General features: G+C 50.4%; 13 protein-coding genes. 9 read left to right on the top strand and 4 right to left on the bottom strand.

Annotation, left to right across the window (positions count from 1 at the left end; translation table 11 throughout):
- Nucleotides 1-107: 107 nt before the first annotated feature.
- From P2H89_RS30675 to P2H89_RS30660, 4 genes are all read right to left on the bottom strand, one after another.
- On the bottom strand, nt 108-1943 hold the full coding sequence (locus tag P2H89_RS30675; protein WP_275834436.1) for a RagB/SusD family nutrient uptake outer membrane protein: 1836 nt from the start codon (nt 1941-1943) through the stop codon (nt 108-110).
- Between the two features lie 18 nt (nt 1944-1961).
- Entirely contained in the window at nt 1962-5102 is a 3141-nt protein-coding gene (locus tag P2H89_RS30670; protein ID WP_275834434.1) for a SusC/RagA family TonB-linked outer membrane protein, read from the bottom strand.
- A 517-nt stretch (nt 5103-5619) separates the two neighbouring features.
- The gene (locus tag P2H89_RS30665; protein ID WP_275834432.1) at nt 5620-7059 is read right to left on the bottom strand and encodes a Gfo/Idh/MocA family oxidoreductase; all 1440 of its coding nucleotides are present in this window, start codon (nt 7057-7059) and stop codon (nt 5620-5622) included.
- A 271-nt stretch (nt 7060-7330) separates the two neighbouring features.
- A complete protein-coding gene (locus P2H89_RS30660) occupies nt 7331-8767 on the bottom strand; it encodes a Gfo/Idh/MocA family oxidoreductase (protein WP_275834430.1) in 1437 nt (478 codons plus the stop codon).
- Nucleotides 8768-8834: 67 nt separating this feature from the next.
- Between P2H89_RS30660 and P2H89_RS30655 the strand changes: the two genes are divergently transcribed.
- The 9 genes from P2H89_RS30655 to P2H89_RS30615 all read left to right on the top strand — a co-directional run bounded on the left by P2H89_RS30655 (nt 8835) and on the right by P2H89_RS30615 (nt 17849).
- Nucleotides 8835-9167, top strand: a complete 333-nt coding sequence (locus P2H89_RS30655) for a tRNA-binding protein (RefSeq protein WP_275834428.1) — start codon at nt 8835-8837, stop codon at nt 9165-9167.
- Between the two features lie 21 nt (nt 9168-9188).
- Entirely contained in the window at nt 9189-9689 is a 501-nt protein-coding gene (locus P2H89_RS30650) for a methylated-DNA--[protein]-cysteine S-methyltransferase (RefSeq protein ID WP_275834426.1), read from the top strand.
- 62 nt (nt 9690-9751) lie between these two features.
- Nucleotides 9752-10282, top strand: coding sequence for an O-acetyl-ADP-ribose deacetylase (locus P2H89_RS30645; protein ID WP_275834424.1), 531 nt, complete (start codon nt 9752-9754; stop codon nt 10280-10282).
- A complete protein-coding gene (locus P2H89_RS30640; protein ID WP_275834421.1) occupies nt 10272-11276 on the top strand; it encodes a YhdH/YhfP family quinone oxidoreductase in 1005 nt (334 codons plus the stop codon). Before P2H89_RS30645 ends, P2H89_RS30640 begins: the two co-directional genes overlap by 11 nt.
- Nucleotides 11277-11297: 21 nt before the next feature.
- Complete coding sequence (locus P2H89_RS30635) at nt 11298-12335, top strand: iron-sulfur cluster-binding domain-containing protein (protein ID WP_275834419.1); 1038 nt, start codon at nt 11298-11300, stop codon at nt 12333-12335.
- Between the two features lie 201 nt (nt 12336-12536).
- The gene (locus tag P2H89_RS30630) at nt 12537-13805 is read left to right on the top strand and encodes an NAD(P)/FAD-dependent oxidoreductase (RefSeq protein WP_275834417.1); all 1269 of its coding nucleotides are present in this window, start codon (nt 12537-12539) and stop codon (nt 13803-13805) included.
- A 178-nt stretch (nt 13806-13983) separates the two neighbouring features.
- Nucleotides 13984-15774 (top strand): hypothetical protein, encoded by a 1791-nt coding sequence (locus P2H89_RS30625; RefSeq protein ID WP_275834415.1) that lies wholly within the window; start codon nt 13984-13986, stop codon nt 15772-15774.
- Nucleotides 15775-15852: 78 nt separating this feature from the next.
- Complete coding sequence (locus P2H89_RS30620) at nt 15853-16671, top strand: PhzF family phenazine biosynthesis protein (protein ID WP_275834414.1); 819 nt, start codon at nt 15853-15855, stop codon at nt 16669-16671.
- Between the two features lie 161 nt (nt 16672-16832).
- Nucleotides 16833-17849, top strand: a complete 1017-nt coding sequence (locus P2H89_RS30615; RefSeq protein ID WP_275834412.1) for a hypothetical protein — start codon at nt 16833-16835, stop codon at nt 17847-17849.

Genomic DNA, 17849 nt, shown 5'->3' with positions numbered 1-17849 from the left:
GTATTTTAGGATGAATATGTAATTTACTCATAATACCTCATATAAAATGGAAGAGGGCATCTCCGTGACGCTGGAGACACCCTCTTTGGATAGCCATATTCAAACACCTATTTATCGATCGGGATCGTATCGAGCGCAGGTACGTTTCCGGCAAAGCCTACATAACCTTTGTTCTGGTTCATGCGGGCGCTGCTGTTGGCCTGGATGGCCGAGGAAGGTACGGGCCACAATACGTGATAAGGACTGATGGTGTACTTATCGCCGTGGTTGGTGACTATACCATCCCGGTAGAAAACATTCTTCGAAATCGTGCGGTCGTAGAAATAGTTGGCATCCGAGAAATTATCCAGCTTGTAGGTCTTACCGTTCTCTGCCATTTTACCGGTCTTGGCAAACAAGAAGGATATACGGGTCAACTCTGTTTTACGGGGCTCCTCAAAGAACAACTCACGGGCACGCTCATCGAGGATCATGGCCATATTCACCTTGCTGGCGTCTGCATAAGGCGCACATTGCGCCCGCGTACGCACCTGGTTGATATCGGCCATCGCGTTGGCCAGCTCACCTTTCCAGAAATAAGCCTCGGCACGCAGCAGGTAGGTCTCCGCCAGGCGGAACATATACCAATCGGTGTGGCCACCCTGCATGGGTGAGTTTTCCGCATCAGGGATAAATATTTTGTATTGCGGCCAGCCGAACCAGCTGCGGATAGTATCTGAACAAAGCAGTGCACCGGATACCGGGTGACGCAAACGCAGGTTCTTCATATAGGAGGTGTCGGCCGGCGCTTTCTTCAGGTCAGGATCGTTGTATACCATGTCTTCCATATTCATCCAGTTACCCTTGGCATGGCGCAGGTCATTGGCATCATCCCATATTTCGTACTGGCTGTACGGCGTGGGGCGGCAGCGGCCAATGCCACGACCGATGAAATTGGATTGCACATATTCCACATTGGCGCCTACTCCATCTGCCGTACCCTTGCGGCCGATCGGCGTGGTAATATAGGTACCCCAGTAGGGAACCGCCTGGCGCATGATGCGGATGCCGCCGTCAAACTGGCCATCACCAAAACGATCGATGACCATGAACAATCCTTCCTTGTTTTCATTGATCGATTTGTTCTCTGGACGATGAAGGTCCCAGATCACATTCTTCTTGGTCGACCCAAACGGATTGCGCATGAGGCTATAGGGACCACTGTTGATGAGCGTAGAAGACATGGCGATGGCTTCATCAAACTTACCCAGGGCCAGGTATACTTTGGTTAGCAGGTGGCGCACTGCCCCTTTGGTCACTTCTCCTTTACTCACATTGTCCTGCACCCATTTTTCGGCAAACTCCAGGTCTTTCATGATCTGCTGCAATACCACTTCGCGTTTTACGGTCTGGAAGTCGAGCTTGGGATAATTGTATTCCTTCAAGGGAACCGGGATATCGCCAAACTGGTTCGCCAGGCGGTAATACCTGAGCGAACGGTGGAAATAAGCCGAACCTAATATAGCATTGCGCTCTGCCTCGGAGGCGTACTTCGCATTGTCGATAAAAGTGATCACGGAGTTGGCATATTTGATACCACGGTATCCTTCGCGCCAGTACCAGCCGATTTTGGAGTGATCGGCATCATCGAAGGCAGTATTGTCGGGCGTAATGAGGAGGTTGAGGTCCTGCGCCGGTCCCGATTTGTCGGTGATACCCTCTACTGTAACTTCAGAGAAAAGCATTTCCGTGAGTATAGGTGGGTTATCACCATAATATTCGATACGCGCATTGCGGGCGCAGGCTACCAGCCCGGCACGCATCCCGGCAGCATCGTTGAAGGCATTTTCGGGGGTGAAGAAGGATTGCGGCTCCGGCTTCAGCCAGTCTTTGCCACAGCCGCTGCAGGCAACCAGTCCGGCCACGGAGAGTATATAGATGGATCGTTTCAATAGCGTGTTCATATAATCGAATTGATTGGATTAAAAAGTAACATTGAGGCCTAATGTATAGATGCGTGGCGCAATGGCAGTAGATATCGCGCCATTGCTGTCGCGGTTCCTGAACTCAGGATCCCAATACGTCCAGTCGGGCGCGTAAATACCGGCATTGGTTACGTTCGCGTATACTTTCGCGCTCTCGAGGCGTGCCTTGCTAATAAGCGTCTTGGGCAGTGTGTAGGCCAGCGATATGGTATTGAGCCTGATGAAGGATGTTTTTCTATACACCGAGAATGAAGCGCCACCATTGCTGGAATACAGACGTGCATAATCGCTGATGGGGTTGGCCGCAGTCCAGTAGGGGAACTTATAAGAGTTCTGCCTGTCCTGAAACCCGCTGTTGTTCTTGGCCTGGTTGTAGTCATTCATCTGGCCCCAACTGCTGTACAAAGAGAAGCCAAAATCAATGCTGCGGAAGAAGGTGAAATCCTGGCGCATGGTCCACTGGAAACGGGGGGATCTGAAACCCAGGAACTGGCGGTCGTCGTTGGAGTATCTAAAGTCGCCATTTACGTCCTCCACTTTGAAGTCGCCGGGATAAACACCATACTTCTTGGCTTCGACCGCTTCACTCTCCTGCCATACGCCCAGGACTTTCTGATCCCAGATCACATCGATATCCTTACCGATGAACCATCTGTTCACCTGGTCGTCTTTTTCCTGCTGACCGATCAGTTTGCCATCCTGGTCATAAACATTCACCGGACCGTAGAGGCTTACGATCTTGTTGCGGTTGAGCCAGAAGTTGAGGGTGGTTCGCCAGGAGAAATTGCGCTTATCGATGTTCACACTGTTCAGTGCGATCTCGATGCCTTTGTTGTTGATCTTACCGATATTGTACATTACATAGTCAAAACCGATCACCGTAGGCAAGGCGCGTTGCACCAGCATATCCTGGGTCGATTTTTCATACACATCTACCGAACCGCTCAGGCGATTATTGAGTACACCAAAGTCAAGACCCAGGTTGAAGGAAGCAGTCTTCTCCCATTTCAGGTTGGGGTTCGCCATTCGGTTGGTCCATAACTGAGAAACGGGGAGAACGACACCGGCGGCATTGATGTATTGGTATTTACCGGATGTGAGATCGGAGATAGCCTGGTAGCGGCCTACGTCGCGGTTACCGTTGATTCCATAGGAAATACGGAATTTTCCATAGTTGAGCCATTTTACATCTTTCATAAAATCCTCTTCAGAAACCACCCAGGCAAGGGCAGCAGCCGGGAAGCCCGCGCGGGGATTACGCTGGCCAAAGGCCGAATAGCCATCGCGGCGGTAAGAAGCTGTGAGGATATACCGATCGTTGAATACATAATTAAGGCGCGCCATGAGGGCATCACCAGTGCTTACCTGGTCATCGCTACTTATAATGGGCTTAATACCGGATCCGATATTACTGTAGCTCAACACGTCTTTAGGATCGAAGCCTTCGTTATCCATTTGCTCCCTCCAGGATTGGAATTTCTCTACGTTCCAGAGCATCGTTACGTTGAACTGGTGCTGACCGAAGGTCTTATCCCATTTAATCAGGTTATCCACCTGCCAGTTGTAGGTAGTTTGTGTGGTGCGTGTACCTATGCCCTTGCGCACGCGGTAAGTAGGGTGCATGGCAGAAACCCCGTTGAAGTAGCGGTAAAAATCAAAACTCGGTGTAAAGTTCACCTGGTACGAGAACCCGAATGGTAGGTTGCCTTTGGCGTAAATACTGCCAAACAGGGTATTGTTCTTTTGCAGGCGGTTGGTGTAAGTATTATCTGCAAAGGGGTTTGAGTTGTTACCGATATCGTCGTTGGGGCTATCGCGGAGCGTACTATCGTCGGCATTGTATACTTCGCCATACGGGGAGGCGTTCACCATCTGTCCCCAGTTAACGGGCACCTGGCTTTCGTCGCGGTCGGCGAATTGCAGGTTAAGGCCGGTAGTGAGGTATTTGGCAATACGCCCTTCGAGGTTGATGCGCGTGCGGAAGGTTTTGAACCGATCGCCCACGATAATGCCTTCGTTATCGGTATAGCCGAGTGACCAGTAATAAGAGAACTCATCTTTTTTGCCAGCAAGGCTTACGGTATGGTCCTGGCGCAGGCCACGCTGGAACATCATATCGTACCAGTTGGTGGTTTCGCCTTTCTTATAATTGGCGATCTCGACGGGCTTAAGTCCCAGCCTGTCGAGCCAGATGTCGATCGAATCGCCGGTACGACCGTCACGCCATTGCGTCATGGTGATGCCGGCAGGGAGGTTGCGGGGATCATCGAAGGTGTAAAGCTTGGTAGATGTATTGTTGCGGCTCTTTTGTACATCTTGTCTCCAGGCTACGAAGCCGGGGCCCCCATACAGTTCTTCATTTTTCGCTAATTCAGAAAAGCCGATGTTGGTGTTGAAGGTGATGGTTGGCTTGGCTTTGCTACCTCGCTTGGTGGTAATTAATACAACGCCACTGGCGGCCTTGGCGCCGAATACGGCAGCTGAACTGGCGTCTTTCAATACATCGATGGTGTTGATGTCGTTGGGGTTGATATCGCTTAACTGCCCCTGGTAAATAACACCATCCAATACGATCAGCGGCGTTGTACCGGCGTTGATGCTCGTTTTACCCCGGACCAGCAGGTCACCACCACCTTTGGCACTGGCGGCATTGACTTGAGAAATATTCATACCGGGTACGTTTCCGCGCAATACATCCTGCACACTCGCGGGGTTTTCATTTTCAAGCTGGGTCGCTTTCACCTGTGCCACGGCGCCGGTGAGGTCTTTCTTGGTTTGCGTTCCGTAACCGATCACCACCACTTCATTGAGGTTGATGGAAGCAGCCGTTAGCTTTACATCGAGGGATGTTTGTCCGTTCAGGGACAATTCCCGCGACTCAAAGCCCACCCCGCTGAACACGATGACAGCCTGTGTATTGGAAACGGCCAATACAAATTTTCCCTCTGCGTCAGTAGAGGTTCCTCCTGTTGTACCTTTCTGCACGACAGAAATACCCGATAACGGTTCCTTGGAATTTTGATTAGTGACAGTGCCACGAATCGTGGTCTGTTGCGCCTGTACCATTACCGGCAGCAGGAGGATAGCAGCCAGGTAATAGCACAAAACGGAACTTCTTTCGAAGAGTCGCTTTCTCATAACGTGATTTTAAGTGATGAAGGTGTATTTGGATATAGCTAGTGACAATAGGGGACCTGTGGGCAAGCCCGGGTTGGCTGGCTTCAGGAACTACAGGGCTCTAACGGCAATATTTGGGGGGGAATAGAAAGATGATGGTTCCCGCAGGAGCAATAGATCTCCCGGCGAAGGAATGCGTTTTCCTTTTCCATATAGCAGTTAACGTTACGAGGATGCTGATGAGGCAGTCAGCAGGATCCCTGGTTAATGAATCTTTTAGTTTTGGACGTACAAAGTTTTACTAAACTTTAACTACAATTTATTGTATTTATGACACCGGCGAACTATACTAATCTATATTGTCAATCTTTTGAGAATATTTTTTTAAAGGATGCATATACAGCTTACTGGTATGACAACGGGATGCATCAAGGTTACACGAAAAAGCAGGATAACTGATAAGCATAAAAAAAGGAGACACCTTTTGCAAGGTATCTCCTTAATGAAACAGGCGCATGCGCGACTGTATAGTTACGTATTAGAAGGTGAGGCTCCAGCCGTCGCGATAATCGCGCTTCACGAACTGGTTGGCTTCGTCGAAGTTTGTAATCTTCATGTTCTTGGCATCCCACAGGAGCTTCTTGCGGCCAAGGTATTTGTCGTCCCATCCTTTGCCGTTGGGGTTCTTCATCAGGAAGCTGCGGATAGCCAGGTTAGAGATGAGGATACTTTCGGTGAAAGGACCTGCAAACTCGAACGGAGAGCTGGTTTGTCCTTTTCCATAACCTTCGATACAGGCGTTTACCCATTGTACGTAGTGACCTTCGGGTACGCGCTTAATGGTTTCCTTGGGCATCTTCTTTTCCTGCATCAGGCGTGTGGGCAGCAAACGGGGGTTTGCACCGTAGCAGTCGCACATGATCTTGCCTTTGGTACCGATAAAGATGGCGCCACCATCCCAGTTACCCATGGGTTCATCGGGCAGCAGCTCATCAGGACGCTCGGGCAGCAAACCGCCATCGTGCCAGCTTACTTTGATATTGCCTTTACCATCCTTGCGGGGATAGTTGAGGTGTACTATAGAAGAAGGAGGACAGCTATCGGGATTGGCAGAGTCGTTCCACATTTCTTTCCAGATGGTTGCCACGCTGGCTTCTACGCTGGAAGGATAGTCGATCGGAAGGATGCGGTAAACGGGGTCCATGATATGGCAGGCCATATCGCCGAGCGAACCGGTACCGAATGCCCACCATCCGCGCCAGTTGAAGGGCAGATAAGCAGGGTTGAAGTCGATCTGCTTCGCCGGGCCGAGCCAGAGGTTCCAATCCAGTTCGGTAGGAACAGCAAACTGACCAGATGGAGTAGGCACACCTTGTGGCCATACGGGACGGTTGGTCCAGCATTGTACGGTATGCACCTCACCGATCATACCGGCGTCAACCATTTCTTTCATTTTACGAACACCGTCGCCCGAACCACCCTGGTTGCCCATTTGGGTAACCACTTTGAATTTCTTGGCGGCCAACGTAAGCTGACGCGCTTCGTAGATATCATGGGTCATTGGTTTCTGGCAATACACATGTTTACCCAGTTGCATAGCGGCGATCGCAGCTACGGCGTGGGTATTGTCGGGTGTTGATACGGATACAGCATCAATATTCTTGGCCTCTTTTGCCAGCATTTCGCGGAAATCCTTGTAGTAATTGGCCTTGGAGAAACGCTCGCGTGATTTTTTGGCCTGGCGGTCATCCACATCGCACAATGCTACAATATTGGCATTGGGACTTTTAGAAAACTCAGCCAGATCGCTTGCACCCTTACCGCCTACTCCGATACCGGCGATATTGAGTTTATCGCTGGGAGCGATGAAGCCTTTTCCCAGAACGTGCCTGGGTACTATGAAAAAACCTGCGGCAGCCAGGGAGGTATTGCGGATAAAGTCCCGGCGCGTTGGTTTATTCGTTTGTTTCTTTTTCATGCTGACAAACTTGGTTTTAAATTAATTTGTTATCGAATAGCAGTGGAATAACGATTTAGCAGCCAAATTACAGAGAACCGTCCATTCCCCGAAAATAATTTTTACAGCCTTGCATTAAACTTTAATGAATTCGCAAGGAAAGGACCGGTTTCTTGCAATTTAGCTAAAGAACTATTGAAAATGAGCCCATTCGATGGATTTGCCGTCCACGCTCCTTCGCCTGTTCAGTAGTCCCGCCACCACCCTCCTGCTGCTATCCGTTCTTCTATTATTAAAGTTCCAACTTCCAGTTACCCCGGTATTGACGGCGGATGAACTGGTTAGCCGGTTCGAAGTTGGTCACCTTCATATTGGCGCCATCCCAGAGCAGCTTTTTACGTCCCGTGTACTTCTTATTGCCCTTGCTGTCGGTTTCGCTGTAATAGAAGCTGCGGATACCCAGGTTACCCATCAAAACAGTTTCGGTCAGCGGTCCGGCCATTTCAAAAGGCGAACTGGTATAAGCGCCATGGCCTTTCTTACAGGCATCGGTCCACTGCGTTTGGTGACCTTCGGGGCCCCGCACAACATACGGACGATCGGCCTTGGGCAGTTTGGCATTTTTGAATTTATTAGCCGGCAGCAACTGAGCGTGCTCGCCAAAGATGCCTGCCAGTATCTTTCCTTTGGTGCCTTCGAAGAGAATACCACCGCTGTCTTCACCAAATGGTTCATCGGGCAGCAGTTCATCGGGCCGGCGGGGCATGATGCCGCCATCGTACCATACCATTTCCACCGGTACCATTTTATCGCGTGCAGGAAACTGAATATGTGACTTGGAGGAAGGCGGATAACTATCGGTATTGAATGCTTCCTGGAAGAAACCGGTCCACACCCGGGTTACACTCGATTCAACGGAAATGGGATATCGTAGCTTTAGAGCACGATAGGGCACATCGATGAAATGGCAGCCCATATCGCCCAGCGAGCCGGTGCCAAAATCGGTCCAACCCCTCCAGGTTGCCGGGATATAAGCGGGATTGAATTCGCGGTAGGGGGCGGTACCCAACCACAATTCCCAATCTACTTCGGCCGGAACGGCAAACTGTCCCTTGGGGGTAGGCACGCCCTGTGGCCAGGTAGGCCGGTTGGTCCACACATGTACCGTATGTACATCACCGATCACACCGTGCTGGATCCAGGATTCCACATTGCGGGTACCATCGCTGCTGCTGCCCTGGTTGCCCATCTGCGTTACCACTTTATACCGCTCTGCAGCCTGCGTAAGGGTGCGCGCCTCATAAATATCATGGGTAAGTGGTTTTTCAACATATACGTGTTTGCCCAGTTGCATACAAGGTAAAGCCATCACAGCGTGCATATGATCGGGCGTACTGATCATAACGGCATCGATGGATTTACCTTCCTTATCGAGCATCTCACGGAAATCGCGGTAATAGGAAGCTTTAGGATGTTTCTTGCGCGAGTCGGCCGCCTGGCGGTCGTCCACATCGCACAAAGCAACGATATTCTCTGCACCGTTGTTGTAGGCAAGTGCAATGTTCACAGATCCTTTGCCACCTGCGCCAATAGCGGCAATGTTGAGCTTATCGCTCGGGGCAATATATCCTTTTCCCAATACATGACGCGGCACGATGAAAAAGCCGGCTGCGGCCAGCGAGGTGTTACGGATGAATTTTCTTCGGGACGAAGACTGGTTTCTTTTCATATTGCAATAAAGTGGTTGGGTGATAAAGAAAGCTTATTTGTTATTTTTGATTAAACTATTTTAATACATGACCATCAGTTGGGATGATTTTGACAAGATCGATATCCGTGTCGGAACAATTCTGGAAGTTACCGATTTTCCAAAAGCGAAAAAACCTGCTTACCAAATTACTATCGATTTTGGTGAACTGGGCATTAAAAAATCATCGGCGCAGATCACGGCCATGTATGGCAAAGACGAGCTCATGGGCAAACAGGTTGTAGCCATCGTAAATTTCCCCGTCAAACAGATTGCGAATTTCTTCAGTGAATGTCTGGTACTGGGTGTTTATACTGACAAAAAAGATGTAGTTTTATTGCAACCCGAAAGAAAAGTTGACAACGGCTGGAAGATCGGATAGCTTTATGCAAACGATTGATCGATGGCAACCTTTACGACATATTATCACTCACCAGTAGGATTGCTTCGCATTTCCGGCACCGACCATTACATCAGCGAAGTACATTTTATGAAAGAGGAAGAAGCTACGGTCGCACCCGCCGGCACCACGCCCCTTCCCCCCATGGCCATCCAGGCGATCGAACAACTTATACAATACTTTCACGGCAACCGGCGCATATTTGAGCTGCCCCTGAACCAGGAGGGTACGGATTTTCAGCAAAAAGTATGGAACGAACTGGCGAATATTCCATTTGGCAAAACCATCAGTTACCAGGAATTCTCCCGCCGCCTGGGCGACCCCAAAGTCATCAGGGCTGCCGCATCCGCCAATGGCAAAAACCATATCGCCATCATCATCCCCTGCCACCGGGTCATTGGTGCTAAAGGCGAGTTGGTTGGTTTCGGTGGCGGCCTGGCCCGAAAGAAATGGTTGCTGACCCACGAGAACAAAGTGGCACACGGTGTGCAGACTTTATTCTAAGCCCGGCCAACCAACTAATCAACACCGGCTTCGATTGCTTTTCATGATTACAATTACAACTTATGTCTACTCAATTAAAAGTAGTGCGTGGAGACATCACTCAAATGACGGTCGATGCGATCGTGAATGCAGCCAACACTTCGTTGCTCGGCGGCGGAGGGGTTGATGGCGCCATTCACCGCGCCGGCGGTCCGGCCATACTGGAAGACTGCAAAAAGATCAGGAATAAACAGGGCGGTTGCGCTGTGGGCGAAGCAGTCATCACTACCGCCGGCAAGCTGCCCGCAACATACGTGATCCATACAGTGGGCCCCGTGTGGCAGGGTGGCCATAAGGGGGAACGGGATTTGCTATCTAACTGCTACCGGAACACATTAACTTTGGCGGTTGAGCAGGGTATAAGAACAGTGGCTTTCCCCAATATCAGTACGGGTATTTACGGATACCCCAAAGAAGAAGCCGCAACCGTTGCCATCGACACCGTGCGTGATTATATGGCGGCCCATCCCGGTCGCATCGAGGAGATCAGTTTTGTTTGTTTCGACGAAGAGAATTACCGCTTGTATCAAAAGAAGCTATCATATGCCATTTAAAGCACTCTGGATTACCGAGACCCCCGACGGAAAATTTGAAAGGAATATCATCGAACGCGTGATCGACGACCTGCCCCAGGGCGAGGTGGTGATCAAGGTGCTCTACTCTTCCCTGAATTATAAGGATGCCCTGTCGGCCACCGGCAACAAAGGCATCACCCGCAAATACCCGCACACACCCGGCATCGATGCCGCCGGTATTGTAGAGATCAGCCGCAATGAGCAGTTTGCCACCGGCGATGAAGTGATCGTGACCGGCTACGACCTTGGCATGAACACTTGTGGCGGCTTTGGTGAATTCATCCGTGTGCCAGCTGCCTGGGTGGTGCGCAAGCCCCATGGTTATACGTTGAAGGAATGTATGGTGCTGGGCACCGCCGGCGTTACCGCTGCCATTGGTTTGCATAAGATGGAGCTGCTGGGCATGTCGCCCGAACGCGGCCCCATCGTGGTGACCGGCGCAACCGGCGGCGTGGGCAGCATGGCCATAGCCCTGCTCGCCAAAGCAGGTTATGAAGTGATCGCGGTGACCGGCAAAAGCCATGCGCAGGAATACCTGCAATTCCTGGGAGCGGCCAAAATAGAAGACCGGGAATTTGTCAATGACCACTCGGGCAAAGCCCTGTTGCGTCCTCATTGGGCCGGCGCCATCGATACGGTTGGCGGCAATACCCTCCTCACGTTATTGAAAGGTTGTAAACCAGAAGGCATGGTGGTGAGTACGGGACTGGTATCGTCGCCCAAATTCGATGCAACGGTATATCCTTTTATCCTGAACGGCGTTAGCCTGCTCGGCGTAGGATCGGCCGAAACACCCATGACTACCCGCCTCGTGATCTGGGATAAATTCAGCGATATCTGGAACATAAAAGACAAGCTGAATGCCATTGCCAAAGAAGTAACTCTCGACGAACTTAGCCTCACCTATATCGATTCTATCTTACAGGGCAAGATCATGGGCCGCATCGTTGTAAAGGTAGCCGCCGACAAATAATCCATTACATTCAATTTGCCCATGGAACTATTGCAATGGAAGGTGGTCCGTGTGATCCCCGAAGCGAAGAACACGATCAGTTATGTACTGGAGCCGCTGGGCGAGCAGGCCGTCACGTACCAGGCAGGCCAGTTCCTGACCTTCCTGTTCAATGTACATGGCCAGGAAGTTAGACGCTCATTTTCGCTTGGTTCCACACCAGGCATCGACCCGCAAGTATTCATCACCGTAAAGAAAAAGGAGAACGGCGCGCTATCGAGGTACATACTGGAACATTGGCAGGTGGATACCGTCGTCGATACGCTGCCCGCGACCGGCCGGTTCACGCTCGATACGGACGCCGCTTTCGAACGACAGGTTTTCTTTATTGCGGCAGGTAGTGGCATAACGCCCGTGTATGCCCTGCTGAAAAAGCTGCTGAACGAAGAACCCCATAGCCGGGCAGTGCTGCTGTACCAGAACCACGATGAAAACACTATCATCTACCACGAAGCACTGCAGGCCCTGAAGAAAAGTTTTGGCAATCGCTTTACCCGCATCGACCTGCTCAGTTATCCCATCCTCCACAAAATACCCCATCAGCGACTCAGCAATGGTCTCTTTGAGATCCTCATCCATCAATACCTGCAACCTGGCCTCCACCCTACGCTATACTATACCTGCGGCCCCGCCCCTTTCATGCGTATGGTACAGTTCACACTACGGGTAACGGGTGTACCAGAGGCATTTATCCGTAAAGAAAATTTCACGGTCGACACCCTGCCACCACCGGCCTTTACCATCGATGCAGCGCCCCGGAAAGTGCAGGTTCGGCAGGGCGCCCGCATCCATGAATTTGAAGTATCCTACCCCGACACCATACTGCAGGCGGCACAGCATCATCATATTCACCTGCCTTACAGTTGTAAGGGTGGTCGTTGCGGAGCCTGCACGGCACATTGTATAAGCGGCACCGTTAAGATGAATATGAACGAGGTATTGACCGAAAACGATCTTCAAAAAGGGTTGATACTAACCTGTGTCGGGTATGCATTGACAGATCTTACGCTTGAATTGTAAACAAAAAAGATTCGTCGTGCGTTATACAAGGGAAAAAAGCGACAGCTCCACCTGTTGACCCTGGGTAAGGACCTGACTGTAAGAGTAGTAAGTTGGAAATGTGAATATTATCGACATCAGAATCCCGGGTTTAGCCAATGGATCGGGGGCCTGCTTTTTGCAGACAGCATTTACTTTTGACAATCAAAATGGATTTATTCTATGGACAGTCAACAAAAAAAAGTGGTGGTCATTGGCGGAGGGTTTGCCGGTGTACACCTGATCCAGCAATTGGCCAAAGATGAACGTTTTCACATTACCCTGGTCGACAGGAACAACTACAACTTCTTTCCCCCGCTCATTTACCAGGTTTCTGCCGGCTTCCTTGAACCATCCAATATCAGCTATCCGTTCCGTAAGCTGTACCACCACAAGAAGAACATCACCTTCCGGCTGGGCGAATTTCAACGGGTAGTGCCGGAAGAGAATAAGGTGATCATCTCGACCGGTGAGTTGACCTACGACTACCTCATCTTAAGCACCGGCACACAGAGTAACTTCTTTGGCATGGAGAATGTGCGGCAAAAAGCGGTGCCGATGAAGACCATCAATGACGCTATAGAACTCCGTAACTATATTCTGCAAACGATCGAGAAGGCCACCGTGACCACCGATGCGGCAGAGCGCAAGAAACTGCTCACCATGGTGGTGGCCGGTGCCGGCCCCAGCGGCGTAGAGATATCCGGCATTCTGGCCGAAATGAAGAATGGCATCTACCGAAAGGATTATCCCGAGCTGAAGGGCTCTGGCGGCGAGATCTACCTGGTAGACTCGAATGCCAAAGTACTGGGACCCATGAGTACCAAATCGCAGGACTATACCTACGAATCGCTCCAGAAACTGGGCATTAAGATATTACTGGGCAAGCAGGTGAAAGATTATGTCGATGACCAGGTGATCTTTGCAGATGGAGGTAAGATCGCAACGAAAACCCTGATCTGGACGGCTGGCGTGATCGCGGTAGAAATTCCCGGATTACCCAAGGAAGTAATAGGCCGCGGTCGCCGGGTGATGGTAGACGCACATAACCTGGTGCAGGGATCACAAAACATCTATGCCATCGGCGACAGCTCTCTCATGAGCACCGACCCCTCCTTCCCTAACGGGCACCCCCAACTGGCACAGGTGGCTATTCAGCAGGGACGCAACCTGGCGAAGAACCTGCGCAACATCGCAGATGGCAAAAGGCAGCAGGAATTCAGTTACTATGATAAAGGCACCATGGCTATCATAGGTAAAACAAAAGCGGTGGCCGATATTGGCAAACTGCATTTTAAAGGCTTGATCGCGGCCCTGATATGGGGCTTCATCCACATCTGGTCGTTGATCAATTACCGCAATAAACTCAAGACCTTCTTCAACTGGTCGTTCGCCTGGTTTACCAAAGACGTGGCCATGCGGTTTATCTTCAGACCGGATAAGAAGCTGTAAACAATATTCATTGTAAACAGAGGCGCCCCAGATTGGAGGCGCCTTTTTTCTTGCACCCTATCCCCCTAAGGAGGTACAAAAACATAGTAAATGTGTATGTACTTTACGCACTCAATATGAGCCGGAAGCCTATCATCCGGTTTATGAATTGTAAACCGCTTAACCCCGATAAGAAAACATGCAACCAAGGCACTACCTTGCAGCAGCGCTGACTGCTGCCATCCTCTATGGATGTAAAAAAGAAAACAAAGACAATAACCAGGAGCCGGATATTCCAGCTACCGGTAACTATCTGAACGCAAAGGCCACCGTTCTCGACACGATGCTGATAACCCAGGTAACAGCAGAAAGTGTGTCCATCAACCGCACTACTGGTTCGGTAACTCCAAAAGCCGGAGATATACTCGTGGCCCCGGCCACCATCGCCAATCCCGATGGGGTGTTGCGAAAAGTAGTAAGTGTCGTCGTTTCGGCCAACCAGTATGCCTGCACTACCGAACAGGCCGGTCTCAATGAAGCATTCCGGCAGCTCGACATCAACAGTGTTTATGAAAATGATTTTACGGCCAACAGCACAGTCGCCAAAGGTGTTAGCTTAGGCTTCAACTTCTCGACCGAAGGCACTTCGATCCCCGGCGTCAAGATCACCGGCACCCTTAAACTCAATATTCCTTCAGTAAAGCTCGAATACGTCAAGAAAGATGGCTCGCTGATGCCTGAGAAAGTATTGATCCAGGCCGACCTCAATACCGACGGTAGTGCACTGGAGATCACCAACAAGTCGCCCAATTCAATAAAGTTGCTGGAAGAAGTTACCCTAAAAGAAATTCCGCTGCCGGTGATCAGGTTAACGATCCCGGTTACCACCCCGCTCGGCATATTCCCACTGCCGGTTCCGCTCCATCAAAAGGTGATCCTGAAATGGCTGCCGGTGACCATCTCCAATAAAGCTGCCTTCAAGATCAGCCCCAAAATCAATGTTGTTTTCGGCGCTCAATACGGTAAAAATGGTTGGCAAAACATCAGCACCTTCAGCTCCAACATCAGCGCCGATTCTCTGTTGCAGGACAACTTCAATACTTTGCTCGACATGAATGCCAGCTTTACCTTGTTCAAGCCTGTCTATCAGATAGCGCCCTACAACTCCGATGTATTGAAAGCAGCGGTAGAAATCCCCAATGAGTTGGAATTCGACTTCACCCCAAACCGTACGCCACAATACGCGCTTAAATTCTCTACATCAGTTACCGGAAAAGTATCTTCCCAGCTGTGGCTCGGCGAACATAATGAATTTACCTTATCGGTTCCCCTTATTGATAAAACCATCAAAGAAGGCAGCTGGCTGCCCAGACCGGATACACTATATATTGTGGCCGGCAATAACCAAATGGGTAAAACCGGGCAATATGTAAGTCCTTTAAGTGTAGAAGTAAAGGATGTAGCCGGCAGGTTGTATCCGGGAGCAAAAGTGGAATGGACAGTTACCGGTGGCGGAGGTGCCCTTGATTCCGCCCTTACTCATACCCGTAGCGATGGCTACTCCTTTAACAAATGGAAGCTGGGCTCGGGCACACCACAACAGGTTCAGGTAAGCGTTAAGAAAGCCGATGGCTCGCATGTAAAGGGATCGCCGGTGATCTTTAAAGCATCACTCGATTCGGTGGAGATCTATAAACAATCCATGCTGGGACAATGGTTAAAATCCCCGGCCGATCCTGCCGGCAGTACCACCTATTGCCACATGCAGGCAGATGGCAAAGGGTATTACACTGTTTTCAACAATCCTTCCTGGACCGATGGTACCAAATTCGGCATGACCTGGAATATCGTTTACCAGAATGGCCGGTATTATTATTGGGAAAGCGGATTCTGGCATCCGGGCTTCCCCAGTATTGAGGCCGGTTATCCACTTACCTACCCGGTCAGCAGCTTCAACTTTCACAATAATACGGTGTACACGAAACAATAATAAAAGCCTTTAACCCTTAGACCAATCCGGCGGATTGCACTGCATGCAATCCGCCTTTTTTTCTACCTTCATCCTTGTATGGAGATCCAAGTACACCTGATCGACACCTTCACCTCCGAAGCATTCCGTGGTAACCCTACGGCAGTTTGCTTTTTGCCGGGCTATATCTCTCTTAAGCAACAGCAGGCCATTGCCAGCGAGCTTAACTTGCCGGTGACCGCCTTTACCGGCGCTGTATCGTCGCATGGCTGGGGCATCAGTTATTTTACACCTGCCACGCAAATACCCACCTGCGGCCACGCCACACTGGCTGCCGCCAGGATGCTCTTCGATGAGGTCATGGACCCTGGTGTGAGCACGCTTAACTTTCTTGCAGGACGTGCACTCTACATTCCCGTGCGCAAACAGGATGACCTGATCGTGATGACCTATCCCCGCTACGATCTGAAGCCCGTAGAGCCAGGCATCGACCTGCTGAACAGTCTCGGCATCACCCAATTGGTTTCTGCAGGCATGTGTTCCGAACTGGAAACCTTGTTCATCGAGCTCGACAGTGCAGCTGAATTAAAGAAAATCCAACCCGATTACCTGGCGCTCGTGGCCAGCAACCCCGATATCAAAGAAGTCGTCATTACTTCCGCATCCAACCTGCCGGATTATGATTACCTGCTGCGGTCCTTCTGTCCGTGGATCGGCATCGATGAAGATCCAGTTACCGGATCGGTTCATTCGGTATTGGCCGGCTTCTGGCAGCAGCGCCTCGATAAAAACAACCTGAAGGCCTGGCAATGTTCTCCCCGTGGAGGTGAATTGTTCGTCAGCGCTTTCGACGATAAAGTGGAACTGGGCGGTACAACCGTTACCCTGATGCGTGGCACCATGAACCTACCGGATTGATCACGGGCTCTTTCACGGGCACTCGTCGACCCCATACCCAAACAGGTAATCCATCAGTTAAACCTGCTATTTCAACAGCTTACCCGCCTTCGCTTTAATAGGTTCCGGCAATCCGATAATTTACCACCCGGTAACATATTCCTCGTCAATTGTCCACACCCATGACCCGCATTTTTGTTCACCAAACAAACAGCCAGGAAAAGTCTTTCCGTATTTCCATAACAGGCAAAACGCTCACCACCGAACTGATCGCCGACTATGGCGAACCTAAAACATCCAGGAAAGAGTTTAAGGATGCCGGCGCCTGCCAACAGGAAGCCCATAAACTGATGGCTAAAAAATTATCGCAGGGGTATGAAGAAATACCCCTGCATATTCCCGGCGTTCCGGTAAGCACACTAAAGCATGTGCTGGCAGCCAAAAAAGGAGAGATCGATACGCTGGAGATCTGGCAGGCAGCTGAATCAAATGAATTGATCGCGTTGGTTTGCACCATTACCACTTTAAAAAAGCTTCGCTTGAATGGCATTGCCAGTTTGCCAGACAGCATAGGCAACTTACAACAGCTTGAATCGCTGGAGATCGATGAAAGCAGGAACCTCTCCACATTACCAGATAGTATTGGTAAACTATCGCAACTAACCACCCTGAGCATCGGTCATACTGCTATTGAACAGTTGCCCGAAACGATCGGCAACCTTTCCAATTTGCGTTACCTCACCATTATGGGCAATGATCAACTTGCTGCATTGCCGGCTTCTATCGGCCTCCTTGAACACCTCACCTTTCTGGTGGCGTTTCACAACCGCGAAGGGGAAGGCAACAGGCCACTGGGTGTTCCTGATACCATTGGGCAGCTCAAACACCTCATGAAACTCGACCTCTCTTCCAACCAACTGAATTCCTTACCATCCTCCATCGGACTCTTGAGCGATCTGCAATACCTTGAGTTACGTAATAACAAGGGTCTTACCACTATACCTCCTGCCCTCTTCGAATTGCCGCAGCTCTACCTGCTCGATCTGGAAGGTTGCGGGATTACGGAACTATCTCCGGCGATGGCACATATCTCCACACTGGAATGCATTGAGCTACGTGGCAATAAGATCAGTAATGTACCAAACGACATTATCGAGGAGGGCTGGGAGGCTATCAGGTATTTCCTGGCAGAAGCTTAA

Origin of the sequence: Paraflavitalea sp. CAU 1676 (assembly GCF_029223285.1) — a bacterium.
Taxonomy (GTDB): domain Bacteria; phylum Bacteroidota; class Bacteroidia; order Chitinophagales; family Chitinophagaceae; genus Paraflavitalea.
The sequence above is the reverse complement of the archived record's forward strand: the minus strand, read 5'-3'. Positions and strand labels throughout refer to the sequence as shown.

Excerpts from the sequence above, each read along its gene's own strand:
- P2H89_RS30675 (WP_275834436.1), bottom strand. The coding sequence starts at position 1,943 with ATGAACACGCTATTGAAACGATCCATCTATATACTCTCCGTGGCCGGA.
- P2H89_RS30670 (WP_275834434.1), bottom strand. The coding sequence starts at position 5,102 with ATGAGAAAGCGACTCTTCGAAAGAAGTTCCGTTTTGTGCTATTACCTG.
- P2H89_RS30665 (WP_275834432.1), bottom strand. The coding sequence starts at position 7,059 with ATGAAAAAGAAACAAACGAATAAACCAACGCGCCGGGACTTTATCCGC.
- P2H89_RS30660 (WP_275834430.1), bottom strand. The coding sequence starts at position 8,767 with ATGAAAAGAAACCAGTCTTCGTCCCGAAGAAAATTCATCCGTAACACC.
- P2H89_RS30655 (WP_275834428.1), top strand. The coding sequence starts at position 8,835 with ATGACCATCAGTTGGGATGATTTTGACAAGATCGATATCCGTGTCGGA.
- P2H89_RS30650 (WP_275834426.1), top strand. The coding sequence starts at position 9,189 with ATGGCAACCTTTACGACATATTATCACTCACCAGTAGGATTGCTTCGC.
- P2H89_RS30645 (WP_275834424.1), top strand. The coding sequence starts at position 9,752 with ATGTCTACTCAATTAAAAGTAGTGCGTGGAGACATCACTCAAATGACG.
- P2H89_RS30640 (WP_275834421.1), top strand. The coding sequence starts at position 10,272 with ATGCCATTTAAAGCACTCTGGATTACCGAGACCCCCGACGGAAAATTT.
- P2H89_RS30635 (WP_275834419.1), top strand. The coding sequence starts at position 11,298 with ATGGAACTATTGCAATGGAAGGTGGTCCGTGTGATCCCCGAAGCGAAG.
- P2H89_RS30630 (WP_275834417.1), top strand. The coding sequence starts at position 12,537 with ATGGACAGTCAACAAAAAAAAGTGGTGGTCATTGGCGGAGGGTTTGCC.
- P2H89_RS30625 (WP_275834415.1), top strand. The coding sequence starts at position 13,984 with ATGCAACCAAGGCACTACCTTGCAGCAGCGCTGACTGCTGCCATCCTC.
- P2H89_RS30620 (WP_275834414.1), top strand. The coding sequence starts at position 15,853 with ATGGAGATCCAAGTACACCTGATCGACACCTTCACCTCCGAAGCATTC.
- P2H89_RS30615 (WP_275834412.1), top strand. The coding sequence starts at position 16,833 with ATGACCCGCATTTTTGTTCACCAAACAAACAGCCAGGAAAAGTCTTTC.